The sequence below is a fragment of the Mesorhizobium sp. B2-2-4 genome, from assembly GCF_006442375.1.
GTDB lineage: Bacteria > Pseudomonadota > Alphaproteobacteria > Rhizobiales > Rhizobiaceae > Mesorhizobium.
This window is the reverse complement of sequence record NZ_VFWB01000016.1, coordinates 32,418-57,874: the sequence shown is the minus strand read 5'-3', so window position 1 is coordinate 57,874 and position 25,457 is coordinate 32,418. Positions and strand designations below refer to the sequence as shown.

The window sequence follows — 25,457 nt, the reverse complement described above, 5'->3', positions numbered from 1 at the left end:
AGACCGCAAAGCAACCGCGGCTGGTTGTTCCCGAGGTGACAATATCACCTGCTTTTAGATTTGAAAGAGACCCAGGTATGTGCAGATTTGGCGGGATCACCATCGCGTATTAGCCTTTCAGAATTGTCGGCCGCAATGTCGGCAAGCCATACGCTCGCCCGTCCTTGGCAGGACAGTGCCTCGCGACGCCTTCGGAAGGGTGACGTGGGTCACGCAGCCAAGGAGCCAGCCAATGTCATCCGTTGCCGAGAACGCCAAGATTATCACCATGGGCCTCGCTTTCGGGGAATCGCCGCGTTGGCATGAGGGACGCCTGTGGCTCTGCAACTGGGGTACCGGAGAGATCGTCGCCGTGAGCGAAGACGGCAAGAGCAGGGTGATGCTCACCGTGCCAGCGGTCCTGCCCTACTCCATCGACTGGCTGCCGGATGGCAGGTTGCTCGTGATTTCAGGCCGCGAAGGCCTGCTGCTAAGGCAGGAGGTGGATGGCAGGCTCGTCACCCATGCCGATCTGCGCGACCTCTCGAAAAGCCCCTGGAACGAGATCGTCGTCGATGGGCGCGGCAATATCTATGTCAATGGCGGCGGCCCGGCGCCGGCACCCGGCCAGCATTTCGGCCCGGGCACGATCGTGCTGATCACGCCGGACGGGACGGCCAGGCAAGTGGCTGAGAATATCGCGTTTGCCAATGGCATGGCTGTGACCCCGGACAACAGGACGCTGATCATTGCCGAATCCCACTCCAACCGGCTGACCGCCTTCGACATAGCCGCCGACGGCACTCTGGCTAATCGGCGGGTGTGGGCCGATCTCGACGGCTATCCCGATGGCATCTGCCTAGATGCCGAAGGGACGGTCTGGTACGCGGATGTTCCCAACAAGCGCTGTGCGCAGGTACGCGAAGGCGGTGAGCTGCTGCAGACCGTGACCGCCGATCGCGGCTGCTTCGCCTGCATGCTGGGCGGTGTCGACGGCAGGACGCTGTTCATCACCGCAGCCGAGTGGCGCGGCTTCGACCACATGTCGAGCGACGCCCGCACTGGTCAGGTGCTGGGCGTCGCTGTTTCCTCGCCTGGCGCGGGATGGCCGTCTTACATTTCGGTCACACGCTGATTGGCGAAAGCGACGGAGATAGCCAACGCCGCTACGACAGCTCCGACGTGCGCCTGCGCACCACCACACCCAGTTCGTCGCTTTCGCGGGCGATGCGCAGACGCTCCTCGGCTTCGGTCGCCTCGCGCTGGCGGTCCCACATCGAGGCATAAAGCCCGTGCTTGCGCATCAGATCGGCATGTGTGCCGCGTTCGGCGATCTGGCCGTCCTTGAGCACGATGATTTCGTCGGCCGTGATCACCGTGGACAGCCGGTGGGCGATGACGATGGTGGTGCGGCCCCGGCTGACCAGGTCAAGCGCGGCCTGGATCTCCTGTTCGGTATGGCTGTCCAGCGCCGAGGTCGCCTCGTCGAGCATCAGGATCGGCGGCGCCTTGAGGATGGTGCGGGCAATCGCCACGCGCTGCTTCTCGCCGCCGGAAAGCTTCAGCCCGCGCTCGCCGACCATCGAGCGGTAACCCTCGGGCAGCCGCTCGATGAAGGGGCCGATCTGGGCGAGTTCGGCCGCCTTGCGCACCTCCTCCTCGCTGGCGCCGATGCGGCCGTAGCGGATGTTGTAGGCGATGGTGTCGTTGAACAGCACGGTGTCCTGAGGCACCATGCCGATCGCCGCGCGCAGGCTCTCCTGCGTCACCTCCCTGACATCCTGGCCGTCGATCAGCACCTGGCCCGACTGGATGTCGTAGAAGCGGAACAGCAGCCGCGAGATGGTCGACTTGCCCGCGCCCGAAGGACCGACGATGGCGACGGTCTTGCCGGCCGGCACCTCGAAGCTGATGCCTTTCAGGATCTTGCGGTTCGGGTCGTAGGAGAAATGCACGTCACGGAATTCGACCTTGCCGGCCTCGATCGCGAGCGGCCTGGCATCAGATTTGTCGACGATCTCCTGCGGCACGTCGAGCAGGTCGAACATCTGCTCGATATCGGTGAGGCCCTGGCGAATCTCGCGGTAGATGAAGCCGATGAAATTGAGCGGCACCGAGAGCTGCATCAGCATGGCGTTGATGAAGACGAAATCACCGACGGTCTGCGTGCCACGTTGCACTTCGAGCGCGGACATGCACATCACGATGACCGTGCCCAGCCCATAGATGACGCCCTGGCCGAAATTCAGCCAGCCGAGCGACGTCCAGATTCTCGTCGCCGACATCTCGTAGCGCGCCATGGAGCGGTCGAAGCGCTCGGCCTCCATGGCCTCGTTGTTGAAATATTTGACCGTCTCGAAATTGAGCAGAGAGTCGATCGCCTTGGTGTTGGCGTCGGTGTCGCTGTCGTTCATGTCGCGGCGGATCGAAATGCGCCAGTCGCTGGCGCGGACCGTGAACCAGACATAGAGCCAGACGGTGACCGCCACCACGGCTACGTATTTCCAGCCATAGGTGTAGGCGAAGATGCCCGTGGTCAGCGCGAATTCGAGGATGGTCGGCGCCGTGTTGAGCATGATGAAGCGCACGATCGTCTCGATGCCCTTGGTGCCGCGCTCGATAATGCGCGACAAGCCGCCGGTGCGCCGTTCGAGATGGAAGCGCAGGGACAACTGGTGCATGTGGACGAAGGTGCGGAAGGCAAGCTGGCGCACCGCGTACTGTCCGACGCGGGCAAACAGCGCGTCGCGCAACTGGTTGAAGCCGAGTTGCACGAGCCGCACCACATTGTAGGCGACAACCAACATGACTGGGGCGAGCAGGAAGGCGGGTAGCGGCGGCGTCGATCTGCCGTCACCGGCCAAGGCGTCGGTCGCCCATTTGAAGAAATAGGGTCCCGCGACCAATGTCAGCTTGGCAACCACCAGCAGAATTGTCGCCCAGGTGACGCGCGCCCGCAGATCGGCACGATCCGCCGGCCACATATAGGGCCAGAGGTTAAGCAGCGTCTTGAAGGTCGGGGAATCGGCGGAGACGGTTTTTTCGGCCACTTTTCTTGCCTTTTGGGTGAGAGGGTCAGCGGCTGGTCGAGCAGGAAACGACGAGCGCGCTCAGCGAAGCCGACACGCCGGCAAGCGCGGCTTGGTCCACCTCGTAGCGCGAGCGCTGGCGGTCAGGCGCGAAGCGCACCAGCCCCGCCTCGACCAGGATCTTCAGATGCTGCGAGACGGTCGACTGGGCGAGATCGAGATGGTCGACAACGTCCCGACAGCAGCAGAAACCGCTGGCGGACAGGCGTTTCAGGATCTCGATGCGCGCAGGGTGCGAGAGCGCGGCGAAGCGGGCCGCGATGGAGTGGCTGTCGGTGGTGCAAGAGGTTGGCGCGCTCGTCGCGCGGTCCGGTTCAGGCAGGGATTCGGTCATCGTTCATCGGCGATAGACGATGAACAGTGACGAGGCAAGCTGGCCGGATGGGGAGATTGCAGGCGGAGGGCTGCGAAGGATCGGCTTCGGAACGGCTTGCAGCCGCCCCGCTGACGCTTGCCTACTCCGTCTTCGCCGAATGCGTCGTCATCTGGTCACCCATCGCCTTGAGGTCGGCGGCCTCGCCTTCCTTAGACCGTGGCGGGACCTTGAACACCTGTCCCGGCCAGATGCGGTCGGGATTGCGGATCTGGTCCTGGTTGGCGAGATAGATTGTCGAGTAGCGCATGCCATAACCGTAAACGCGCCGCGAAATCCGCCACAGCGTATCGTGGCGGCGGATGATCACGGCGCCATTGGCATGTTCGAGCTTAGGTGAAACAGTCTCGGCCACATCGGAAGGCGGCGTGGCCACTGCATCGGCCGGAGCCGGTTCCGCCGGGTTGGCGGGCGCTTCAGCGGCAGCCGACGGTTCGGCAGACTTTGCATCGGCCGCCTTGGATCCAGCAGGCGCCACGGCGGCGACCGCCTCGCCCGGTTCGCGCTCGAACGGTACGGCGGCGCGGGCCACCACCTTCACCCCGTCGGCATCGAGGCCATCGACACGGATGGTGTAACTGCCGACCGGTACGTCGCGCCTCGCCTCAACCAGGAAATGGCCATTCGGCGATGTCTGCGCTTCGCCAAGCAGGATGTCGTTGGCATAGGCGCGCACCTTGCGGCCCGGGTCGGCGAGGCCGGCGACAAAGATCTTGCTGCCGTCAATCTCGACCGCTTCGACAACGATCTTGGGTTCGGCCACGGATGGCGCGGGCGGCGTTGTCGGCGCCGCAGTCGCAGGCGTTGCTTCGATGGCGGCGGACGCGCCTGGCGCCGGAGCCGCGGCTGCAGGCGCTTCCGGTGTTGTCTGCGGCTGGGGCACGGTCAGCAGTTCGGCCGGCTTGCCCGGTTCCTCGACCATGGCCAGCACCTGGCCGCTCGCATTGGCGGGAATGGAGACGACGGCCGTCTGGGCGGAAGCGGTCGCGACATCGCCGGCGGTGGAGCGCAAGGCAATCGTATAGTCACCAGGCTTCAGCGGATCATCGAGCACGATGACGAAGGCGCCATCCGGACCGGCGACCGTCGAGCCGATCACGGTCGAACCGTTGAGGATCTCGACCTTTGAATTGGGCGCGGCATTGCCGGCGACGACGATCGAACCATCGCCTTCAACGCGCACCACGTCGAAGGTCGGGGCGATCGGACCCGCGACGGCAGGCGCGGTTGCCTCAGAGGTGGGAGCGGACGGTGCCGCAGCCTGCGGCAGCCGCGCTTCCGTGCCCGGATTGGCCGGCTTCGGCGCCACAGGCGGAGCCTGCGCCGCGACGTCCGCCGGCGGCGTGCGATTGAAATATGGGTCGAGCGCGCCCGACACATAGGCGGTTCCCGCGACCGCAACGGTCCCACCCGCCGCGAACAGAAACGCCTTCAACGGATTGATCGCCATCTACTTCCCTGCCCCTTAGCCACCTAACGCCGGTCTAGCCTGTTTTACCATCACCGACAAGAAAAAGCCCGGACTTCTCGGCCCTTAGGGCTTGACCGCGCTTTCAGACCCAATCACCAATCATCGGCATGAATACGATTCGATCCGTCTGCGTGTATTGCGGCTCGTCTCCGGGCCGTGATGAAACCTATGTCAAGGCTGGTCACCTGCTCGGGCGATCGCTTGCGCGCTCCGGCCTCAGGCTGATCTATGGCGGCGGCACCAAAGGTATCATGGGCGCCGTCGCTGAAGGCGCGCTCAAGGCCGGCGGCAAGGTCACCGGCATCATTCCCCGCTTCCTGATCAACAGGGAAGCAACCGAAACCGCGCTAGACCGGCTCGACGAGCTCGTGATCACCGAAAACATGCACGAGCGCAAACATAAGATGTTCGAGAAATCCGACGCCTTTGTGGCGCTGCCGGGCGGCATCGGCACAGTCGAGGAGATCGTCGAGGTCATGACCTGGGCGCAACTTGGCCATCACCGAAAGCCGATCGTCTTCGGCAATGTCGGCGGATTCTGGGATCCGATGCTGGCGCTTATCGACCATATGGCAACCGAAGGCTTCATTCACACCGCACAGCGGGTCAAGCCGCTGGTCGTCAATGACCCCGAGGCAATCGTCGCCGCCATCATGGTGGCAGGCTCCTCGGTCGATGCGCCGACGGAGGGCGTGCAGTCGGTGATAGACAAGATGTAAGGCAGTAGCTGAAGACAGAACCTACTGCCCTACTGCCCTACTGCCCTACTGCCCTACTGCCCTACTGCCGGCCAGCCGCAGATCATCGATTACCGCCCGCCGATCCTGGCGCCGCCAGGCGAGATGGATCGAGACCTTGCGCTCGAACCATGGCAGGTCCCGAAACAGGATCCCGGCCGGCGATGCGGTGCGCAGGCTCGCCTGCACGGTGGCAAGGCCGAGCCCGGCGCTGACAAGGCCGAGCGAGGTCAACGGGTCCGCCGTCTCATAGGCGATATCGGGCAGGAAACCCGCCTTGGCGCAGGCGGCCAGGAACTGGCCGCGATTGGTGTCGTCGGGCTGGCGCACGACGGTGATCCAGACGCGGCCGTCGAGATAGTGCGGCTGGATATCGGCCACTTCGGCGAGCGGATCGTCTTCGGGCATCGCCAGCACCAGCGGCTCGTGGCGCAGCGGCGTGCTGGCGATATCGGGATCGTCTGCGGCGGGCGGCGAATAGACCAGGCCCAGATCCAACGACCGCTGCCGCAGTTCCTCGATCTGCGCCGCCGAGCGCAGGCTTCTCAACTGGAGATGAAAATCCGGCCGGTCGCGGCGGAATTGGCGCAGCATCGCGGCGACAAGCCCGGAATGCACGGCGCCTTCGACATAACCGATGGCAAGACGCCCGACAGACCCGCTGGCAAGGTTTCGACCAAGTTCCTCCAGCCGGCGCGCGTTCGACAGCAGCGCGCGGGCCTCGGCGAGAAAGGCGCGGCCCTCGGCATTGAGATGGACGCGCTGTTTTACCCGTTCGAACAGGATCACGCCAAGCTGCTGTTCAAGCTGCATGATCTGCCGGCTCAGCGGCGACTGCGAAATATGCAGCAGTTCGGCGGCGCGACCGACATTGCCGGTTTCCGCGACTGCGACGAAATATCTGATCTGGCGCAAGTCGAACATTTTTTGCTTCGCGGCATCCAGTCCCCAAAGGTCTCAACTTTAGCCTAATCGGTTTTTGACAGTCTGACCACTCAGCGCGATACCTGCTGTCATCAACCGCTGACAAACAGGAGACCGACATGCAGTTCTTTGCCCTTCTCACCCGCAACACCGAAAAGTTTACCGATGCCGATTTCGCGCCGCTGCTGCCCGGCGAGGCCGAGCAGCGGCGCACGCTCTATGCCCAGGGCGCGGTTCGCCAGGTCTGGAACCGTGGCGACATTCCCGGGAGCGGCATGATGTTCGAGGCGGCCAGCGATGCCGACGTGCGCAGTCATCTCGGCAGCTTGCCGCTGGTCAAGGCCGGCATGATGGACATTGCCGCAATCGTGCCGCTGAACCCTTATCCCGGTTTCGGTCCGAAGCGCTAAGTGTGGCAGTCGCAATGCGGTGGCGGCGAAAGGCGCCGCCGCACTGACGCGGCCGCTCGAGAGAGTGTGATCGGCTGTCAAGGAACCGTCACACGAAACCCCGCCGCCCATGCTAGATGTTGCAATCACGCGCCGCCAAGCGGTGCGATGCTCGAAATATGCATCCGGCACTACACCATGGATACTGCTCTCGCCCCGGAAGGCGCCGACCTGTCGCCCTACCTGCCAGACGAGCATGGGCTGTTCTTCATCTATCATTTCACCGCCGACGGCCTGCGCACCAAGGATGCCGCCGGCGCGCAATGGACGTGGCGCAGCTACCAGCTTTCCGACATGCGCGCACGCCACGAGATCGCCGCCGAACAGGCCCTGCCGGCGCCAGTGCGCGAGGCCTTCCTGTCCGCCAGCCATGGCTGTCACATCGACCTCGAGGATGACTGGCTCTACGGCGACCTGCCGGACCTGCGTCACGACTATTCGGCGGAAGCCGGCGGGCTCGGCCATTTCCGTTTCGCCCTCAACGACACCATGCTGGTCGGCGCCCGCAAGCAGCCCTTGCAGTCGGTCGACAATATCCGCAAGGCGATCGAGAACGGCTCGCGCAAGTTTCGCTCGCCGGCCGAGCTGATCGAGGCGGTCGTGGGCCAGTCGTTCGACGGCATGGCGGTGGAACTCGCTGCACTTGGCGACAGTCTCGACGGCATCGAGGACCGCATCGTCTGCGACGCATGGCACAATGAGCGGCAGGCGCTCGTCGATGCGCGCCGGCACCTGGTGGTGATTCACCGGCAGATGGCGACCCTGACCAATCTGTTTCGCCATCTCGACCATTCGCACCGCAACGACCTGCCCGATTCGATCAACGACATGGCAGCACGGCTTTCGCACCGCGCGCAGACGCTGCACTATGATGGCGAGCAGTTGCAGGCGCGCGCCAGGCTGTTGCAGGACGAGCTGATGGCCAAGCTGACGACGCAGTCGAACCGGCTGCTCTACGTGCTGTCGGTGATGACCGCGGTGCTGTTGCCAATGACGATCATCTCGGGCCTGTTCGGCATGAATGTCGGCGGCTTGCCGCTGGTCAACACGCCGATAGGCTTCTGGGTGGTGACTGCGGTTTCGATGCTGATCGCCGGAGCGACCTATCTCTTCGTCAGGCGGCTCGGGCAGATGTAGCCCGGCGCGCCGTCGCCAGCATCGACCAGGAATACATGGCCAGCGCCGCCCAGATCAGGGCAAAGGCGACAGCCTGGGTGGTGTCGAACGGCTCTTTGAAGATCAGCACGGCGATCAGGAACACAATGGTCGGCGCAATATATTGCATGATACCTATGGTGGAGAGACGCAAAAGCCTGGCGCCGAATGCGAACAGCAGCAGCGGCACCGCGGTCACCGGCCCGCAACCGGCCAGCAACGCCGCATCGACGCCGTTGCCGGAAACGAAATGGTCCTGTCCGGTGGCGATCAGCCAGGCGATATAACCCAAGGCCGGCACCGACAACAGAAGCACTTCGAGCAGAAAACCCTGGCTGGGGCCGATCGGCAGCGTCTTGCGGAAAAAACCGTAGGCGGCGAAGGAAAAGGCCAGCGCCAGCGATACCCATGGCAACTTGCCAGCCTCGATCGTCAGCACGGCGACCGCGATCGCCGCAAGCACCACGGCCGCGATCTGCAGCCGATCGAGCCGCTCGCCGAGCAGCAGGGCGCCGACCACGACGCTGACCAGGGGATTGATGTAATAGCCAAGGGCGGTTTCTACGGTGCGGTCGACGGCGATCGCCCAGACGTAGACGCCCCAATTGACCGAGATCAGCGCCGCCGTCAGCGCCGCCATGGCGATCGTGCGGGGCGAACGGATTGCCGCCTTGAAATCCGCCGTGCGGCCGGCCCAGACCAGAACCGCGGCGGCGATCGGCACCGACCAGACGATGCGGTGGGCAATCACCTCGGCAAGCGGCAGGTGCGCAACCGCTTTCATGTAGAAAGGCAGCAAACCCCACAAGAAATAGGCACCCAGCGCCAGCAGGAAGCCGCGGCGGGCTTTTGAAACTGCGTCCTGGGTAATTGCTTCAGCGGCCATGGCCCAACGCTATGGCCCAGTAACCTTGGCAAGACCATCGCAAAGTTCTGATGGATCAATGGACTTTCGCTGATGGTTCAAACTTACTCCGCCGCCACCAGACCCGCCATGTCCCGGTTCTTCATCAGCTTGTAGATGATGGAATCCATCAGCGCCTGGAACGAGGCGTCGATGATGTTTTCGGAAACGCCGACCGTCCACCAGCGGGCACCGGTCGCATCATGCGATTCGATCAGAACGCGAGTGATCGCCTCGGTGCCGCCATTGAGGATACGCACCTTGAAGTCGGCGAGTTCCAGATCGGCGATTTCGCCCTGGTATTTGCCGAGATCCTTGCGCAGTGCGATGTCGAGCGCATTGACGGGGCCGTGCCCCTCGGCCACCGACATCTTCTCCTCGCCCTCGACCAGCACCTTGACCACCGCCTCCGACACCGTCTTCAACTGGCCATTGGCATCGAAGCGGCGTTCGATCATGCAGCGGAACGAGGTGACATGGAAGAACTCGGGCAAACCGTGCAGCATCTTGCGTGCCAGAAGCTCGAAGGAGGCGTCGGCGCCCTCATAGGCATAGCCGGAGGCCTCACGCTCCTTGACCACCGATATCAATGCGTCGAGCCGGTGATCGTCCTTCGGCACATCGATGCCGCGCCGCTTCAGCTCGGCCAGGAAATTGGCCTTGCCGCCCTGGTCGGAAACCATGACGCGGCGGCGGTTGCCAACCGCTTCCGGCGGCACATGCTCGTAGGTCGCAGGTTCCTTGGCGAGCGCCGAAGCGTGGATGCCGGCCTTGGTGGCGAAGGCGGAAGCGCCTACATAGGGCGCCTGCGCCTCCGGAGCGCGGTTCAAGAGTTCGTCGAAGGCGCGCGACAAGCGCGAAATGCCGGTAAGCGCCTCGGCGGAAATCCCCGTCTCGAAACGGTCGGCGAAGGCCGGCTTCAACGCCAGCGTCGGCACGATGGAGATCAGATTGGCGTTGCCGCAGCGTTCGCCAATGCCGTTCAGCGTGCCCTGGATCTGGCGCACGCCCGCTTCGACCGCGGCCAGCGAATTCGCCACCGCCTGGCCGGTGTCATCATGGGCATGGATGCCGAGATGGTCGCCGGGAATGCCCGCGGCGACGACCCTTTCGACGGTTGCGCGTAGTTCCGAGGGCTGCGTGCCGCCATTGGTGTCGCACAGCACCACCCAGCGCGCGCCGGCATCATAAGCGGTCTTGGCGCACGCCAGCGCATAATCCGAATTGGCCTTGAACCCGTCGAAGAAATGCTCGCAATCGACCATCGCCTCCTTCCCCGCGGCAATGGCGGCTTCCACCGAGGCCTTGATGGACTCCAGATTCTCCTCATTGGTGCAGCCGAGCGCCACACGGACATGATAGTCCCAGCTCTTGGCGACAAAGCAGATGGCGTCCGACCGCGACTGGACGAGTGCGGCAAGCCCAGGATCGTTGGAAGCCGACACCCCCGCCCGCTTGGTCATGCCGAAGGCGACGAACTTTGCCTGCGCGGTGCGCTTCTCCCTAAAGAAGGCCGTGTCGGTCGGGTTGGCGCCGGGGTAACCGCCCTCGACATAGTCGAGGCCGAATTCGTCGAGCAGCTTGGCGATGGCGATCTTGTCCTCGACCGAGAAGTCGATACCGGGCGTCTGCTGGCCATCGCGAAGTGTTGTGTCGAAGAGGTAGAGGCGTTGCTTTTTCATCGTCCTGTGGGCGCTTGAACGCCCCCCTCTGTCCTACCGGACATCTCCCCCTCAAGGGGGGAGATCGGCAGTTCGAATGTCCCGCCATCACCTGCGGCGCTGAAAATTTGCGAAACCCCAGGTGATGGCCAATCTCCCCCCTTGAGGGGGAGATGGCCGGCAGGCCAGAGGGGGGTGAGCGCCGACATCAGTTTTTCCCCACAAACCCATCCGTCGCCCGGATCAGCCGGTCCAATATCCCTGGCTCGGAATAGGCATGGCCGGCACCCTCGATCAGGTGAAAATCCGCCTTCGGCCAGGCCTTGTGCAGCGCCCAGGCGTAGCGTGCCGGGCACGGCATGTCGTAGCGGCCGTGGACGATGGTGCCGGGAATGTCCTTCAACTTCCAGGCATCGCGCAGCAACTGTCCCTCCTCCAGCCAACCGGCATGGACGAAGTAGTGGTTCTCTATGCGGGCGAAGGCGACGGCGTAGTCGTCCTCACCAAACGGTCCGCTGGTCTCCGGCTCGGGCAAAAGCGTGATCGTCTCGCCTTCCCACAGGCTCCAGGCGCGGGCCGCCTCGATCTGCGCGTTTCTGTCGGACCCCACCAGCCGCTTGCGATAGGCGGCCATCATGTCGCCGCGCTCGGCCTCGGGGATCGGCGCCAGGAAGCGCTCCCACTTGTCGGGAAACATCTCGGAGACGCCGAACTGATAGTACCATTCGAGTTCGGGGCGGGTCAGCGTATATATGCCCCGCACGACGAGCTCACTGACGCGTTGCGGGTGCGTCTCGGCGTAGGCGAGCGCCAGCGTCGAACCCCAGGAACCGCCGAAGACCAGCCATTTGTCGAAGCCGGCTATTTCGCGCAAGCGCTCGATATCGGCGACCAGGTGCCACGTGGTGTTGGCCTCCAGCGAGGCATTCGGCGTCGACTTGCCGCAACCGCGCTGGTCGAACAGGATGACGTCGTAGAGATCGGGATCGAACAGCCGCCGATGCTTTGGCGAGATGGTGCCGCCCGGCCCGCCATGCAGGAACACCGCCGGCTTGGCGCCTTTGGTGCCGGAGCGTTCCCAATAGACCTGGTGGCCGTCGCCGACGTCGAGCATACCGCTCTCGAAAGCTTCGATCTCGGGATAAAGCGTGCGCAGTTCAGAGCTCATAGTTGCAAACCTTTGGACGGCCAGTCCGTCGTTTCATGGTCGGGATGCTGGAAGGAGATGATCTCCTCCTGCCTAGCGTAATAGTCCGGGTCCTGGTGGACGGGCTGGTCGAAGATCGTCTCCACCCAAGGCAGCCGCCCGGCGTAATTGACCTGGATCTGCGGCGCCAGGTCGGAGCGATCGTCGAAGGCGCCGATGGCGATCTCCAGGCCGCCGGGCTGGCGGTAGGTCAGCGGCGTGCCGCAGCGGGCGCAGAAACCGCGATCGATGTTGACCGAGGACTGGAAATAGCTCGGCTCCTCACTGGTCCATTCGACGCCGTCCTTCGGCGCTGTCACCAGGGCGCCGAAAAAGGAACCGAACTGTTTCTGGCACATGCGACAGTGGCAGATGGACGGGCGTCCAAGCTTGCCTTTGATGCGGAAGCGCACGGCGCCGCACTGGCAGCCGCCGGTTCGAATGGTCTCGCTCATGATGTTTTCTCCAGCGGCCATTGCTCGGTGTCGTGGTCGGGATGCTGGTAGGAGACAAGCTCTGCCAGATAGGGGGCTGAACCCATGTCCGCCATCGTATCCTCGCCCGGCAATTCTGGAATGGAATCGACGTAAGGCAGCTTTGCCTCCGTGCCCCACTGGATGGTCGGCGCGATATCAGCCGGATCGTCGAAGGCCGCAATCGCCAGCGCCATGCCGTCCGGCGCCTCGAACGTCAGCGGCGTTCCGCATTCGGCGCAGAAGCCGCGCCAGGCAGCGTTCGACGAGCGGAAGCGCTTGGGCTCGCCGCGCGTCCAGTCCACCTTGGCGCCGCGCACCGAGACCAGCGGAAGGTAGAAATTGCCGCTCGCCTTCTGGCACATGCGGCAATGGCAGACCGAGGCATCGCCGAGTGCGCCCTCGACGCGAAAGCGCACGGCGCCGCACTGGCAGCCGCCGGTGTAGATCGGCCGGTTGTCGAGGCTCATGGCAGGTCACTCCGCATCATGGCAGACGGCCTCGACATTGTTACCGTCGGGATCGAAGACGAAGGCGCCATAGTAGTCCGCATGATAGTGCGGGCGCAGGCCCGGCCCGCCATTGTCCTTGCCGCCGGCGGCGAGAGCGGCAGCATGGAAAGCATCAACCTCGGCGCGGCTGCGCGCGGTGAAGGCAACGTGCTGGCGGGCCTTTTGCCCCTCCTTGCCTTCCTGGAGCCAGAACACCGGCCGATCGCGGCCGTAGCCACCGACCTTGGCGCCGCCGGTGTATTCCAGCGGCACCATATAGAGCAGCGAGGCGCCAAGCGGCGCCATCGCCTTGTCATAGAAAGCCTTCGAAGCGTCAAAGTCGGCAACGTCGATGCCGAGATGGTCGATCATGGAACGAACTCCTCCGTTGCTGGTTCCGGCACTTCCGCGCCAGCCAGGCCGGCCGCAATCACGATGTGCTGACAGACATTGTCGATATCGCGGATCACGTCATCGTTCCAGAAGCGCAGGGTGGTCCAGCCGAGCGCTGTGAGCTTGGCTGTTCGTGCGGCGTCAGACGCCGAGACCTCATGAGAGGCGTGCTGAGAACCATCCAGCTCAACGATCAGCTTCCTGTTAGGGCAAGCAAAATCGACGATGTAGCCCGCTATTGGCATTTGACGTCGAAACGCCAGCCCCATGAGTCGGTGTGCGCGTATCTCATTCCAAAGCTTCAGTTCGGCGTCGGTCATAGCCTTGCGCATCTTGCGCGCATTGCCTCGATTGACAGGAGACACACGATAATGGATCACGGCGAGGCGCCTCCCTCTGTCCTGCCGGACATCTCCCCCTCAAGGGGGGAGATCGGCAGTTTCGCTGACGGTACCCAACCTCCAACGTCAGCGATTGGCGAAAGCCTCGGTGATATCCAATCTCCCCCCTTGAGGGGGAGATGTCCGGCAGGACAGAGGGGGGTGCTTCGCGCCAACCTCTCCATTCCCGCCACAAGAACAGTCGCCCTCACCGCTTCACCTCCCACGTTGTCACACGCGCGCCCGTGACCGGGTCCTTGCCGTCCTTCAACTGCACGCCTTGCGCCAACAACTCGTCGCGGATGCGGTCGGCTTCGACCCAGCTCTTGGCGGCGATCAATTCCAGGCGCCTGGCGATCGCCTTGGCGACCGCGGCCTCGTCGACCTTGGCCGCCCCGACATCGAAACCCAGGAAGGCAAGCGCACCCTTCAGCGAGGCCGCTGCGGCGTTTTCGCCATCGCCGCTGAAGTCGACCGCCTCGCCGGCCAACTGGGTCAAAACCTGGAAGGCGGCGTAGGTGGCGAGATCATCCGACAACGCCTGCACGACCTCGTCCGGCAATTGCCCGACCGCCGGCGCCAGATCGGCCGCGCGTTTCCACTTGCGCAGCGTGTTCTCCGCTTCCTCGAGCTTGCGCACGGAAAAGTCGATCGGTTCGCGATAATGGGTCATCAGCATAGCCAGCCTGAGCACCTCGCCGGGCCATTTGCGGCCGCCGAACGTTTCGGTCTCCAGCAGCTCGTTGATCGAGTAAAAATTGCCGAGGCTCTTCGACATCTTCTGCCCTTCGACCTGCAGGAAGCCGTTGTGCATCCAGATGTTGGCCATCACATCGGTGCCGTGCGCGCAGCGTGACTGGGCGATCTCGTTCTCGTGGTGCGGGAAGATCAGGTCGAGACCGCCGCCATGAATATCGAAGACCTCGCCCAGATAGGCGGCGGACATGGCCGAGCATTCGATGTGCCAGCCCGGCCGGCCCCTGCCCCATGGGCTCTGCCAGCCCGGCTCCTCCGGGGACGACAACTTCCACAACACGAAGTCGCCAGGATTCTTCTTGTGCGCCTCGACTGCAACGCGAGCACCCGCCTGCTGCTCGTCGAGATTTCGCTTCGACAACTGGCCGTAGTCGGGCATCGAAGCGGTGTCGAACAGCACTTCGCCTGCGGCAACATAGGCATGGCCGCGTTTGACCAGGCTTTGAATCAAGGTGATCATGTCTGCCTTGCCGTCGGCGCGGGGCTCGACGAACTCGGTGGCGCGCGGCTCGACTGTTGGCTCCAGGCAGCCGAGCGTCGCGACGTCCTTGTGAAATTGGCCCGCGGTCTTCTCCGTCACCCGCCTTATCGCCTCGTTGAGCGACAGTCCGCCGGCTGATATCTCGCCGCCGAAATCGCGCAGCGCGCGTGCGTTGATCTTATCGTCGACATCCGTGATGTTGCGCACATAGGTGACGTGCGTCTCGCCATAGAGATGGCGCAGCAGCCGGAACAGCACGTCGAAGACGATTACGGGCCTGGCATTGCCGATATGGGCGAAGTCGTAGACGGTCGGACCGCAGACATACATGCGCACGTTCAGCGCGTCGATCGGGACGAAATCCTGCTTCGCGCGCGTCAGCGTGTTGTAGAGGCGCAGGCCCTTCGGTGCGTCAGACATTCCATGCCTTTCCGGTTCAGAACTTTTGCCTGGATGAAGCCAGCTCCGCGCCGAGGCGCAAAACGGACTCCAGCCTGCTGGCCGGGGCGTTTGTCCAATCTAGGGGAAGATGAGGCGAAAACGTCCGGACCAGCGCGAAGCTAGCCAATAATGCAAATGCCACAAATGGCGAAAGACGTTTTCATAGGCGGCTTTATCGCCTTGGCCAGTGTTGCCGTCAAGTCGCTTATCCCGAGAAAAACGACGCCAGAACTGGCAAATGCGTCGCCCGATCACACGGAATCAGCCACTGAAACATTTTATTAAACATGTCGGCACAGTCATGAAACATACGCCGGCTAGATCAACCTGCGTCACGATTTGGTCGGATTCGGCCGCCAAACGCAGACACGGAAACGTTATCTGGGAAGAGACACATGCCTCGAAGCAAGCAGGAAGCCAACCGCGCCAAGCAACCAGCGCTGGCAAACCATTATCGCGCAATCGGCCCGGCCGCGATCGTCGCCGCCCTGCTCCACACCGCGAAGAAGAAAAAGCCGGTGCAGAAAATCGTATCGCCCCGCGCTGCCTGAAGCAGTGCGCGATCGGCCCAAGGGTCGGAACGAGGCGCCAAACCGCACCTCGAACAGAGTTCCTGCTAAAACAGCGTCATCTGACTGTCGTCCGCGCCGGGTTTCCGGCGCTTGACCTTCTCGGGCTCGGGCCCGATCTCCCCCTTCTCCTGAATCTCCGGCCCGGTGTTGGCGACCTTGTTGACGAGGTCGGAGACCGGAATCGCTTCGAAGAAGTCGCGTTGCGCCGGCCGCAACAGGTCGGCGACGTCGCGCGGCTCAAGTCCGCGGCAATCGAGCCAGCGGGTGAAGTCTTCAGGTGCGATCACCACGGGCATGCGGTCATGGATATGCGCGATGTCGGCATTGGCCTCGACCGTCAGAATGGCGCCGGTGTCCAACTCCGAGCCGCCCGGTTCCGCATAGGTTTCAACCAGCCCGGCAAAGGCGACCAACTCGCCATGCCGCGGCCTGATCCAGTAAGGCTGCCCCTTCCTGCCGCCCGCCTCTCCGGGCCGCGCCTGGCGCCATTCGTAAAAACCTGATGCCGGCACCAGCGCCCGGCGATGGCGCATGGCGGCTTTGAACGAGGCCTTTTCGATCACGCCTTCGGAGCGTGCGTTGAACAGCAGCGGAAATTCGCCGACATCCTTTACCCAGGCGGGGATCAGGCCCCAGCGCACCAGCATCGGCCGGCGGTCCGGCAGGTTGGAACCCGGCGCCCGCGGCGGGCCTGAGATCGCCATCAGCACCGGCTGCGTCGGCGCTATATTGTAGCGCGTAGGAAACTGCTCCACCTCCGCCAGCCCGAGGAAAGCGGCTGTCTGGTCCGGTGTCGCGGTCAAGGCAAAACGTCCGCACATGTCTATTGGTCCTGATGTCCGGTTTCGAAAGTGGCGATGGAACAGCTGCACTGCAACCGTTAAAGCTGTCCGGCGTCGGCCGGTCCACAACAGGCTGCCGTAAATCAGGGCGATCGGATATCCATGGACGAAGTGCGAAAAGTCATTCCCGCGGTCTCGGTCGCCGTTGTGCGCGGCGACGCCGTGCTTCTGGTCAAGCGGGCGCGACAACCCTCGCAAGGGTTCTATGCATTCCCGGGCGGCAAGGTCGAAGCCGGTGAGACGCTGGAACAGGCGGCACGGCGCGAATTGCTGGAGGAGACGCAATTGCAGGCCGAAAACTACCGACGGCTGCGCGAAATCCTCATCGACGGCACGCTCGACGGGCATCCGGTCGATTACCTGCTGACGGTATTCGGTGCGGCCCATGCCGGGGGCGAGGCCGTGGCCAGCGACGACGCCGAGACCGCCGCCTTCTACACGCTGGCCGAAATGGCTGATCTGCCGCTTGCCGGTTCGGTGCTCGCGGTCGCCGAGGAACTGCTCGGACGGCCGTCGCAAACCCCTGAGCGACCCTGAAATCCGGAATTCGCCCGGCACAATCGCCTTGCAGGCGGCAAATTGTTTGGCCAGATTGACTTATGCGTTGCCTTCCTCTCCTTCTCGCGACATGCCTTGCCGTCAGCCCTGTGGCGGCACGACCGGCGTTCAGCGCCGAGGCACCCTTCGAACCGGGGCTGATGCGGCTGGCGGAGGTTCTGGGGTCGCTGCATTTCCTGCGCAATCTGTGCGGCGAAAAGGGCGACCAGTGGCGCGGCGAGATGCAGAAGCTGCTCGAATCGGAGAACCCGGATCCGCAACGGCGCGCCCGCTTCATCGCCAGCTTCAATCGCGGCTACCGCTCATTCGGCGGCACCTACACGCAATGCACCGCGTCGGCGACCGAAGCCATCGGCCGCTACATGAAGGAAGGCGAGACCCTGTCGCGCGACATCGCCTCGCGCTACGGAAACTAGCCCATATCGCCCAAAGTGCCCTCGCAAGAGCGCATCCGGCCTTCATCAACAGATATCCGGTCCATTGGCGGCGACTGCGGGCATATCCAGCTTGTGTCGAGAACTGTCATGGTGCAATCCTTTTGTTGCGCTTATGCAACAGCGTTAATGAAACGTTAGCGCGCGGATGTGGAATTAACTCAAACTGAAGGTTTTCACCCCGCAGGCACGCCTAATCGGCTAAGTTTGACCAGGATTGAATGCAGCTTCGCAAGCGCAACCGGCCTCCTGTAAAGAACGATCAAAAAAATGTCGTATTTACAAAGACTTATTTGCGGCTGCGTGTAAACGGAACAGATCAAGCCTGATCCATCGAAGGATCGCTGCTTGCAAGGGTGGACATCGCTTATGGAACATGGTGTCAACGACATCGACGCGCTGGTCAGGGAAGAAAAGCGCCTGACCGCGGTGGAGAGCCACAGCGAGGCCTGGGCCGAAGGTCTTTCGGCAGGCATAGAACCCGAGATCATCGCCGAAGCGGCGCTTGAAACCGCGTTCGGCGAAATGCTGCGCGCCAACGGCGAGACATCGGCCCTTGCCCTGCTCGACCGCATGCGTGAAAAGGTCATTGCTGGCGCCTTCGAACCCGAACGGCTGCGGCACTGAACCGACGTCCGGTTCTTTGACGGCAAATGCCGCTCGGGCATCATGCCCGGAAGCAGGGAGAAACGGGCAGTGGATTTTTCGATGTCAGGCAAGCCGCGCGGCTTGGTCCTTTGCATCTGTTTCGCCGCGTGCAGTGCCGCAATTCCCTTGGTTGGGTGTCTGGCAAGCAGCCCCGCTTATGCGCTGAGCGAGATCAAGCGCGAAGAATTCCCGTCGCCGGTCCAACCGATGGTGGACGACGACGTGTCGTCGCCGGGAAGCACCGTGCCGATACCCGATCCGGTCGGAACGCCATCTTCGACCAGCCAGCCAACCACTCCGGACAAGGCCGAGCCGGTCACCCCGCCGAACGGCGACGGTGCCACCAACAGGCCGCGCGTCGATCCCGACGCGCCCACGCCGGAGGTCGTCTACGACCTCGGCAAGCTGCCTGAACCGGTGCGGCGCATGCATGACCTGATCATCGAAGCCTGCGAGAGCGGCGACGTCGAAAGACTGAGGCCTTTGATCGGCAAGGGCGACGGCATGACCCAATTGTCACTGACCGACATAGATGGCGATGCCATTACCTTCCTCAAGGGGCTCTCCGGCGACCAGGATGGCCAGGAGATTCTTGCCATACTGGAGGAGGTGCTCAATGCCGGCTATGTCCATGTCGATGCCGGGACGCCACAAGAGCTCTATGTCTGGCCGTATTTCTTCGCTCTACCCCTGGACAAGCTCGACGCCAGGCAACGGGTCGAGCTGTTCAAGATCGTCACCGCGAGCGACTTCGACGACATGAAGCAGTTCGGCGCCTACATCTTCTACCGCGTCGGCATCACGCCCGCTGGGCAATGGACGTTTTTCGTCGCAGGGGATTGAAACTCGGACACGCGAGTGCCTATTCGTGCGGATCGTCTCGGCGAATGCCTGCATCGGGCCATAGGCGGATAGCTTCATCCCGAAGAGCCGAGATCGCCTTTGTGGCCATGTCGGGATTCATTTGCAGGACTTCGGCAGCGTTGCGTAGCTCGTCCTGGTCCTGAAGCTTGTTTGCGACCCAGGCAACCTTGTTCTGGATATCAGGGCCGTAGGCGGTCTGCGCCTTGACGCGAGCCTGCGCCGGGATGCGTCCATAGATGCCAATCAAGATCCCAAGATCGATGGCATCGCGATATGCGGTCGCGCGATCCTGACACCGATCGGCATTGGCCAGCAGCTTCTCGGCAAACATGTCCGCTGCAACGAGGACGGGCACCTTTAGATCATTGTCGACATGACCTTGAAGTTGGATGCGCCCTTCGCGGATCACTTCGAATTTGATCGGTTGGCCCTGCAATCTTACGATTGTCCTCAAACCATACTGATCGATCTGGAAATCTCGGACGGCTTCGACGGGTTCGGGGAAAAATGCCCTGATCCCTCGTTGGACCGCATGGGTCCGCAATTCACGATAACCATCGGCATCGGCACACAGGAAATCAACATCCAGGGATCGTCGGTACTCGCCGAATTTCATGACAATCGCCGTCCCACCCCCAAACCAGCATTTGTTCGCGGTCAGGAGATGGTGGTCCATCAAGCCGAGAGCCTCAGCGATGATCCGGTGTTCGGGCTTCTTGAATTCCTTCATGATTTCCGCTCGCGTATGTTCTTGTGAATATTCCAGTTGCGGAGAAATCAGGAAGGAAACGAAACTTCAGCCAGTGGTCAAAAGAATGCCCTGGCCGAATTTTTCCGCCAGGTTCTGGATAAGCAGCCTTTCAGATGTTGTAAGGCGCTCTTGATCGACAAACCGCCAGTTGCGCTCGTAGATGGCGAAAGCTTCCTCGGCAGGAATTGGGCGCGTTGCATCGCGGCTCCAGACGAGTGCCTGGAGCTCCGGAAACTCAGCGGGAACAATCATTGGCGTGATATCTGTGCGCATAACCCACTCAACTTAGTGGATCGTGCCTAAGAAATCCAACGATGTGAAATGGCTATGCGGGCAACGCCTCGGAGAACTCCACTGCCCTGCCCTGGCCCGGCGTCACGATCTCGCCCTCCCACATGATGCGCTGGCCTCGAATGACAGTGCCGACCGGCCAGCCGGTGACTTCCTTGCCGTCATAAGGCGTCCAGCCGGCCTTCGAGCCGGCTTGTGCATTGGTGATGGTCTCGCGCCGCTTCATGTCGACGATTGTGAAATCGGCATCATAGCCGGCGGCGATACGGCCTTTCCTGGCCATGCCGAAGATGCGCTGCGGGCCGTGGCTTGAAAGATCGACGAAGCGCTGCAAGGTCAGCCGACCGGCATTGACATGGTCGAGCATGATAGGCACCAGCGTCTGCACCCCGGTCATGCCCGAGGGCGATGCCGGATATGGTTTTGCTTTTTCGGCCAATGTGTGCGGGGCATGGTCGGAACCGAGTACGTCGACAATGCCTTGCGCGATTCCGTGCCAGACGCCGTCGCGATGGCGCGGGGCACGGACGGGCGGGTTCATCTGGATCAGCGTGCCGAGCCGTTTGTAGTCGTCCGCCGACAGTGTCAAATGGTGCGGTGTCGCCTCGCAGGTGGCGACATCCTTGTGCTGTTCGAGGAACAATATCTCCTCGGCCGTGGAGATGTGCAGGACGTGGATGCGGGCACGGGCGGCCCGCGCGACGCGCACCAGCCGCTCGGTGCAGCGCAAGGCGGCGATCTCGTCGCGCCAGACCGGATGCGATGAAGGATCGCCCCCGATGCGCTCGCCAAGGCGTTCGCGCAGCCGGAACTCGTCTTCCGAATGGAAAGCGGCGCGGCGGCGGGTGTTCCTGAGGATCGAGGCGACGCCTTCATCGTCCTCGACCAGCAGGTCGCCGGTGGACGAGCCCATGAAAACCTTTATCCCGGCCGCGCCCGGCAGGCGCTCGAGCTCGGCGACATCGTTGGCGTTGTCGCGGGTGCCGCCGACCCAGAAGGCGAAGTCGCAGTGCATACGGCCGGTGCCGCGTCGGACCTTGTCGGCAAGCGTTTCTTCGCTGGTGGTCAATGGACTGGTGTTGGGCATTTCGAACACGGCGGTGACGCCACCGAGCACCGCCGCCCGAGATCCAGTCTCCAGATCCTCCTTGTGCTCCAGTCCCGGCTCGCGGAAATGCACCTGGCTGTCGACGACGCCCGGAAGGATATGCAGGCCCCGGCAGTCGATCGTCTCGCCGGCCGAGGCCTGGCGCAGATCGCCGATGGCGGCGATGCGCCCATTCTTCACGCCGACATCGCGTTGCCCCTCGCCGTCATGGTTGACCATCATGCCGCCTGTCAGGATGAGGTCGTAGGTGTTGGCCATGCTGATCGATCTCTTGCAGGGGAAGTGTCAGCGGCTTACGTAATGGCCAACCGTTTTGCAAGATCAGGCTTTTATTCGCCCCATGCCCTTTGCCCTGCTGAAAGACCGCGCGCTCATCTCCATCTCCGGCCCTGATGCCGAACACTTCCTGCAGAACATCCTGACCACCGACCTCGACGCGCTCGGCGCCGGCGAGGCAAAACCGGGCGCGCTTTTGACACCGCAAGGCAAGATCCTGTTTGACTTCCTGATCTCACGGGCCGGCGAAAACGCGTTCCGCCTCGAATGCCGCGCCGACATCGCTGACGATTTCGTACGCCGGCTGATGCTGTACAAGTTGCGCGCCAAGGTCGAGATTGCCAAATCCGAACAGACGCTTGTCTCCATTGCCTGGGGAAATGAGTCAGCTCCCTCACAAAAGGATTCAACCGTGCTGGCCGACCGGCGCTTTCGCGATGAAAGCGTCACCCGCTCCTATGGCAGCGCTCAAGAGACTGACGACGGTGCCGCATGGCAGGCCTTGCGCATCGCGCATGGCATTGCCGAGAGCGGCACCGACTACCAGCTCGGCGACGCCTTCCCGCATGACGTGCTGCTCGACGAGACCGGTGGCGTCGGCTTCAGGAAAGGCTGCTATGTCGGCCAGGAGGTCGTCTCGCGCATGCAGCATCGTGGCACGGCAAGGCGGCGGGTGCTGATCGTCAGGGCCGAACGGGCCTTGCCTGAGGCCGGCGCCGAATTGACCGTCGACGGGCGATCGGTGGGCACTCTCGGCTCGAATGCCGGCACGATCGGCCTCGGCATCGCCCGTATCGACAGGGTCAAGACAGCGCTCGACGCCGGCCAGCCGATCCTGGCCGGAGACGTGCCGGTTACGGTTGCCATTCCACCTTTCGCCAAATTCAGCTTTCCCCAGGAAGCCGCCGGCACGGAGGAGGCCTGATGGCGGCCGACCGCATCGGTGCGCCGCCACGCGCCTGGCAGCGCATGCTGTCCGGCCGCCGGCTCGACTTGCTCGACCCCTCACCCCTCGATATCGAGATTTCGGACATCGCCCACGGGCTCGCCCGCGTCGCGCGCTGGAACGGCCAAACCCGCGGCGAGCACGCCTTCTCGGTCGCCCAGCATTCGTTGCTGGTGGAAGCGCTGTTTTGCGACCTGATGCCCGATGCGCCGGCGGACGCCCGGCTTATGGCATTGCTGCACGATGCGCCCGAATATGTCATCGGCGACATGATCTCGCCGTTCAAATCGGTGATGGGCGGCAGTTATAAGGACTGTGAACTGCGCTTGCAGCGCGCCATCCATCTGCGCTTCTCGCTACCGCCGGAACCAGGCGCCGGCCTGCGCAAGGAGATCAAGCGCGCGGACCAGATCGCCGCCTATTTCGAGGCCACGCTGCTCGCCGGCTTTTCGACCGCGGAGGCGACCGAGTTCTTCGGTCGTCCACGCGGCTTCAGTGCCGAGCGCTTCGATTTCACGCCGCGCTCGGTAACCTGGGCACAGAACGCCTTCCTGAAGCGTTTTTCCGCGATCGAGAAGTCGCGGCGCAAGGTAGCTACGGCGGTAGGATAGAAAACGCTAAATTAACCGGAACGGCTGACACTGCGGTGTTCGATCACGTCCGCAGGCGCGCCCATGCCCGTCGGTGACATCAAGGATGGTCCGGCCGTCCCGAAACGGGAGGCCGGAGGCATGGACCGCTCGCGCCGCATGGAAGACGAGCTGCGTGCGCAGAACGAACGCTTTTCAGCTGCCGTCGAGAACATGTCGCATGGTCTTTGCATGTTCGACGCCGACGAGCGCATGATCATCTGCAACGGCAACTATATCAACATCTTCTGCCTCGACGCCAACGTGGCGCAGCCGGGGATCCGTTTCATCGACATCCTGCGGCACAGCGTCGATGTCGGCATCGCCTCGCAAAGCGCCGAAGAACTTTACGCCATCCGCAAGCCCTATATCGATGGAGCGAAACCCTCGACCTATGAGGAGGCGCTCTCTGATGGACGCATCATCAGCATCTCGCACCGGCCATTGGCATCGGGCGGCTGGGTTTCGATCTACGAAGACATCACCGAACAACGGCGCGCCGAACAGGATCTCAAGGAACAGCATCGCCGCTTCGACGCGGCGCTCGCGAACATGTCGCAGGGCCTGCTGATGTATGACGCCGGCGGCAGGCTGATCGTGCGCAATCAGCGCATCCTGGAGCTTTATGGTGTGACCGAGGCGGATCTGCCGCTCGGCACGACTCACCGCGAACTCCTTGAACGGCTGGTGCGCCTTGGCGTCTATGCGCCCATAGATGTCGAGGACGAGGTTTCGAGGACCGAGGCTCGCGTGCTGGCCGGCCAGACTCGGTCGACCCCCCGCCGGCTCGCCGACGGACGAACGCTGATGGTTGCCCGCCGGCCGATGAGCGGCGGCGGCTGGGTCGCCACTTTCGATGACGTGACCGAGAGCAGGCTTGCCGAGGAGCGCATGACCCATCTTGCGCATCACGACGTGCTGACCGGGTTGCCCAATCGCTCGGTGTTTCGCGACCGGCTCGACCGGGCACTGGAGGATGCGGCCGCGGGACCGCTGGCAATCTTCTCGCTCGACCTCGACCGCTTCAAGGTCGTCAACGATACGCTGGGACATCCGGCTGGCGACCGGCTGCTGAAAGGCGTGGCCGCAAGACTGCTGCGCTGCGTGGACAACGACGCAGATATCGTCGCCCGTTTTGGCGGCGACGAGTTCGTGATCGTCCAATTCAACGTCGAGGGCCTGGCGAGCGCGGAAAAACTGGCGAAACGCATTGTCGAGGCCATCGCCAAACCATTTCATGACAAGAGCCGGGACATGCATGTTGGCGTCAGCGTTGGCATCGCGCTTTCTCCCGGCGATGGCAGGGACGCCGATACATTGCTGACAAACGCCGACATGGCGCTCTACCGGGCAAAAAGCGAAGGGCGCAACCTGTACCGTTTCTTCGAGCCCGGCATGGATGCCACGGTGCGCGCGCGCCGGGCGCTCGAAGCCGATCTCGATACGGCGCTGCCGAGCCGGGAATTCGATCTCGATTTCCAACCGATCATGGCCATAGCTTCGGGCGAGATTGTCGGCGCCGAGGCCCTGATGCGCTGGCATTCGCCGTCGCGCGGCACTGTGGCGCCGGACGAATTCATTCCGGTCGCCGAGGAAACCGGGCTGATCGTGCCGCTTGGCGAATGGGCGCTGCGAAAGGCCTGTGCGACGGCGGCAGCCTGGCCACCTGGCCTGCGCATTGCGGTCAATGTCTCCGCCGTGCAGCTCAAAAGCGGCGGCTTTGCTCGCAGCGTCATCTCCGCCCTGGCCTTTTCGGGCGTGCCGGCCAGACGACTGGAACTGGAGATCACCGAAACCGTGCTGATGGACGAGAGCAAAGCCGTCCTGAAGACGCTGCGACAGTTGCGTGAACTCGGCATCCGCATCGCGCTCGACGACTTTGGCACCGGCTATTCCTCACTCGGCTATCTCAGGCGCTTTCCCGTCGACAAGATCAAGATCGATCGTTCCTTCATCTCCGATATCGGCAATCTCGACACCGCAGCGATCGTGCGCACCATCATCGGACTGGGCGCCGAACTGGGCATCACCGTCACCGCCGAAGGCGTAGAAACCGAAGCACAGCTCGACATGCTGCGCCGAAACGGCTGCGTGGAGGCGCAAGGCTATCTGATCGGCGTGCCGTCAAAGGCGGCGGAGATTCAGCACCTGTTGAAATCGAGCGCGGTGCGCAGCCAGACCGGCTGACGCCATAA

28 protein-coding genes are annotated in these 25,457 nt (G+C 63.1%); 12 read left to right on the top strand and 16 right to left on the bottom strand.

Annotated elements, in window-relative coordinates; genetic code table 11:
- The first annotated feature begins 232 nt into the window (after positions 1–232).
- On the top strand, positions 233–1,114 hold the full coding sequence (locus FJ959_RS28945; protein ID WP_140633391.1) for an SMP-30/gluconolactonase/LRE family protein: 882 nt from the start codon (positions 233–235) through the stop codon (positions 1,112–1,114).
- Between the two features lie 31 nt (positions 1,115–1,145).
- Here the strand turns inward: FJ959_RS28945 and FJ959_RS28940 are convergent, their stop codons facing one another.
- The 3 genes from FJ959_RS28940 to FJ959_RS28930 form a co-directional block, all read right to left on the bottom strand.
- The gene (locus tag FJ959_RS28940; protein ID WP_140494512.1) at positions 1,146–3,029 is read right to left on the bottom strand and encodes an ABC transporter ATP-binding protein/permease; all 1,884 of its coding nucleotides are present in this window, start codon (positions 3,027–3,029) and stop codon (positions 1,146–1,148) included.
- Positions 3,030–3,054: 25 nt separating this feature from the next.
- Complete coding sequence (locus FJ959_RS28935) at positions 3,055–3,402, bottom strand: metalloregulator ArsR/SmtB family transcription factor (protein WP_140494514.1); 348 nt, start codon at positions 3,400–3,402, stop codon at positions 3,055–3,057.
- Between the two features lie 121 nt (positions 3,403–3,523).
- A complete protein-coding gene (locus FJ959_RS28930; protein ID WP_140633390.1) occupies positions 3,524–4,891 on the bottom strand; it encodes a LysM peptidoglycan-binding domain-containing protein in 1,368 nt (455 codons plus the stop codon).
- A 128-nt stretch (positions 4,892–5,019) separates the two neighbouring features.
- Between FJ959_RS28930 and FJ959_RS28925 the strand changes: the two genes are divergently transcribed.
- Positions 5,020–5,631, top strand: coding sequence for a TIGR00730 family Rossman fold protein (locus FJ959_RS28925; protein WP_140517827.1), 612 nt, complete (start codon positions 5,020–5,022; stop codon positions 5,629–5,631).
- A gap of 45 nt (positions 5,632–5,676) precedes the next feature.
- On the opposite strand, the gene FJ959_RS28920 is transcribed toward FJ959_RS28925, so the two are convergent.
- Positions 5,677–6,573: a LysR substrate-binding domain-containing protein gene (locus FJ959_RS28920; RefSeq protein WP_140633388.1), complete on the bottom strand. Its 897-nt coding sequence runs from the start codon at positions 6,571–6,573 to the stop codon at positions 5,677–5,679.
- A gap of 119 nt (positions 6,574–6,692) precedes the next feature.
- Between FJ959_RS28920 and FJ959_RS28915 the strand changes: the two genes are divergently transcribed.
- Together FJ959_RS28915 and FJ959_RS28910 are read left to right on the top strand one after the other, a co-directional pair.
- Positions 6,693–6,983, top strand: coding sequence for a muconolactone Delta-isomerase family protein (locus tag FJ959_RS28915; protein ID WP_140555775.1), 291 nt, complete (start codon positions 6,693–6,695; stop codon positions 6,981–6,983).
- Positions 6,984–7,160: 177 nt separating this feature from the next.
- Positions 7,161–8,159 (top strand): transporter, encoded by a 999-nt coding sequence (locus tag FJ959_RS28910; RefSeq protein WP_140494524.1) that lies wholly within the window; start codon positions 7,161–7,163, stop codon positions 8,157–8,159.
- Here FJ959_RS28910 and rarD read toward each other — a convergent pair.
- From rarD to cysS, 8 genes are all read right to left on the bottom strand, one after another.
- Positions 8,137–9,063, bottom strand: coding sequence for an EamA family transporter RarD (gene rarD, locus FJ959_RS28905; RefSeq protein WP_140494526.1), 927 nt, complete (start codon positions 9,061–9,063; stop codon positions 8,137–8,139). The two genes, FJ959_RS28910 and rarD, sit on opposite strands and share 23 nt — an antisense overlap.
- A gap of 83 nt (positions 9,064–9,146) precedes the next feature.
- Positions 9,147–10,763, bottom strand: a complete 1,617-nt coding sequence (gene cimA, locus FJ959_RS28900) for a citramalate synthase (protein ID WP_140494530.1) — start codon at positions 10,761–10,763, stop codon at positions 9,147–9,149.
- A 187-nt stretch (positions 10,764–10,950) separates the two neighbouring features.
- A complete protein-coding gene (pip, locus tag FJ959_RS28895; RefSeq protein ID WP_140633386.1) occupies positions 10,951–11,910 on the bottom strand; it encodes a prolyl aminopeptidase in 960 nt (319 codons plus the stop codon).
- Positions 11,907–12,383 (bottom strand): GFA family protein, encoded by a 477-nt coding sequence (locus FJ959_RS28890; protein ID WP_140633383.1) that lies wholly within the window; start codon positions 12,381–12,383, stop codon positions 11,907–11,909. The genes pip and FJ959_RS28890 overlap by 4 nt, the downstream gene beginning before the upstream one ends.
- Entirely contained in the window at positions 12,380–12,871 is a 492-nt protein-coding gene (locus tag FJ959_RS28885; protein WP_140633381.1) for a GFA family protein, read from the bottom strand. Before FJ959_RS28885 ends, FJ959_RS28890 begins: the two co-directional genes overlap by 4 nt.
- A 6-nt stretch (positions 12,872–12,877) precedes the next feature.
- Complete coding sequence (locus FJ959_RS28880; protein ID WP_140555781.1) at positions 12,878–13,264, bottom strand: VOC family protein; 387 nt, start codon at positions 13,262–13,264, stop codon at positions 12,878–12,880.
- A complete protein-coding gene (locus FJ959_RS28875) occupies positions 13,261–13,617 on the bottom strand; it encodes an endonuclease domain-containing protein (protein ID WP_140633464.1) in 357 nt (118 codons plus the stop codon). The genes FJ959_RS28880 and FJ959_RS28875 overlap by 4 nt, the downstream gene beginning before the upstream one ends.
- Positions 13,618–13,873: 256 nt before the next feature.
- Entirely contained in the window at positions 13,874–15,322 is a 1,449-nt protein-coding gene (gene cysS, locus FJ959_RS28865) for a cysteine--tRNA ligase (protein WP_140633378.1), read from the bottom strand.
- A 416-nt stretch (positions 15,323–15,738) separates the two neighbouring features.
- Here cysS and FJ959_RS28860 point away from each other — a divergent pair, with 416 nt between their 5' ends.
- Positions 15,739–15,894, top strand: coding sequence for a hypothetical protein (locus tag FJ959_RS28860; RefSeq protein WP_140494544.1), 156 nt, complete (start codon positions 15,739–15,741; stop codon positions 15,892–15,894).
- A 65-nt stretch (positions 15,895–15,959) separates the two neighbouring features.
- On the opposite strand, the gene FJ959_RS28855 is transcribed toward FJ959_RS28860, so the two are convergent.
- Entirely contained in the window at positions 15,960–16,736 is a 777-nt protein-coding gene (locus tag FJ959_RS28855) for an SOS response-associated peptidase (protein ID WP_140565025.1), read from the bottom strand.
- Positions 16,737–16,859: 123 nt separating this feature from the next.
- Here FJ959_RS28855 and FJ959_RS28850 point away from each other — a divergent pair, with 123 nt between their 5' ends.
- The 4 genes from FJ959_RS28850 (at position 16,860) to FJ959_RS28835 (ending at position 19,240) form a co-directional block, all read left to right on the top strand.
- Entirely contained in the window at positions 16,860–17,294 is a 435-nt protein-coding gene (locus tag FJ959_RS28850; RefSeq protein ID WP_140494548.1) for an NUDIX domain-containing protein, read from the top strand.
- Between the two features lie 62 nt (positions 17,295–17,356).
- Entirely contained in the window at positions 17,357–17,731 is a 375-nt protein-coding gene (locus FJ959_RS28845) for a TIGR02301 family protein (RefSeq protein ID WP_140494550.1), read from the top strand.
- Positions 17,732–18,118: 387 nt separating this feature from the next.
- Entirely contained in the window at positions 18,119–18,376 is a 258-nt protein-coding gene (locus tag FJ959_RS28840; protein ID WP_008874920.1) for a hypothetical protein, read from the top strand.
- Between the two features lie 69 nt (positions 18,377–18,445).
- Positions 18,446–19,240, top strand: coding sequence for a hypothetical protein (locus tag FJ959_RS28835; RefSeq protein ID WP_181171931.1), 795 nt, complete (start codon positions 18,446–18,448; stop codon positions 19,238–19,240).
- A gap of 19 nt (positions 19,241–19,259) precedes the next feature.
- On the opposite strand, the gene FJ959_RS28830 is transcribed toward FJ959_RS28835, so the two are convergent.
- The 3 genes from FJ959_RS28830 to FJ959_RS28820 form a co-directional block, all read right to left on the bottom strand.
- Positions 19,260–19,991: a nucleotidyl transferase AbiEii/AbiGii toxin family protein gene (locus FJ959_RS28830; RefSeq protein ID WP_140633375.1), complete on the bottom strand. Its 732-nt coding sequence runs from the start codon at positions 19,989–19,991 to the stop codon at positions 19,260–19,262.
- 66 nt (positions 19,992–20,057) lie between these two features.
- Positions 20,058–20,285, bottom strand: a complete 228-nt coding sequence (locus tag FJ959_RS28825) for a hypothetical protein (RefSeq protein WP_140494553.1) — start codon at positions 20,283–20,285, stop codon at positions 20,058–20,060.
- A 52-nt stretch (positions 20,286–20,337) separates the two neighbouring features.
- Positions 20,338–21,669 (bottom strand): dihydroorotase, encoded by a 1,332-nt coding sequence (locus tag FJ959_RS28820; protein WP_140633372.1) that lies wholly within the window; start codon positions 21,667–21,669, stop codon positions 20,338–20,340.
- 82 nt (positions 21,670–21,751) lie between these two features.
- On the opposite strand from FJ959_RS28820, the gene FJ959_RS28815 reads away from it, so the two are divergent.
- The 3 genes from FJ959_RS28815 to FJ959_RS28805 all read left to right on the top strand — a co-directional run bounded on the left by FJ959_RS28815 (position 21,752) and on the right by FJ959_RS28805 (position 25,449).
- Positions 21,752–22,612, top strand: a complete 861-nt coding sequence (locus FJ959_RS28815; protein WP_140624531.1) for a folate-binding protein YgfZ — start codon at positions 21,752–21,754, stop codon at positions 22,610–22,612.
- A complete protein-coding gene (locus tag FJ959_RS28810; RefSeq protein WP_140517817.1) occupies positions 22,612–23,244 on the top strand; it encodes an HD family hydrolase in 633 nt (210 codons plus the stop codon). Before FJ959_RS28815 ends, FJ959_RS28810 begins: the two co-directional genes overlap by 1 nt.
- A gap of 63 nt (positions 23,245–23,307) precedes the next feature.
- On the top strand, positions 23,308–25,449 hold the full coding sequence (locus tag FJ959_RS28805) for an EAL domain-containing protein (protein WP_140580898.1): 2,142 nt from the start codon (positions 23,308–23,310) through the stop codon (positions 25,447–25,449).
- Positions 25,450–25,457 lie beyond the last annotated feature (8 nt).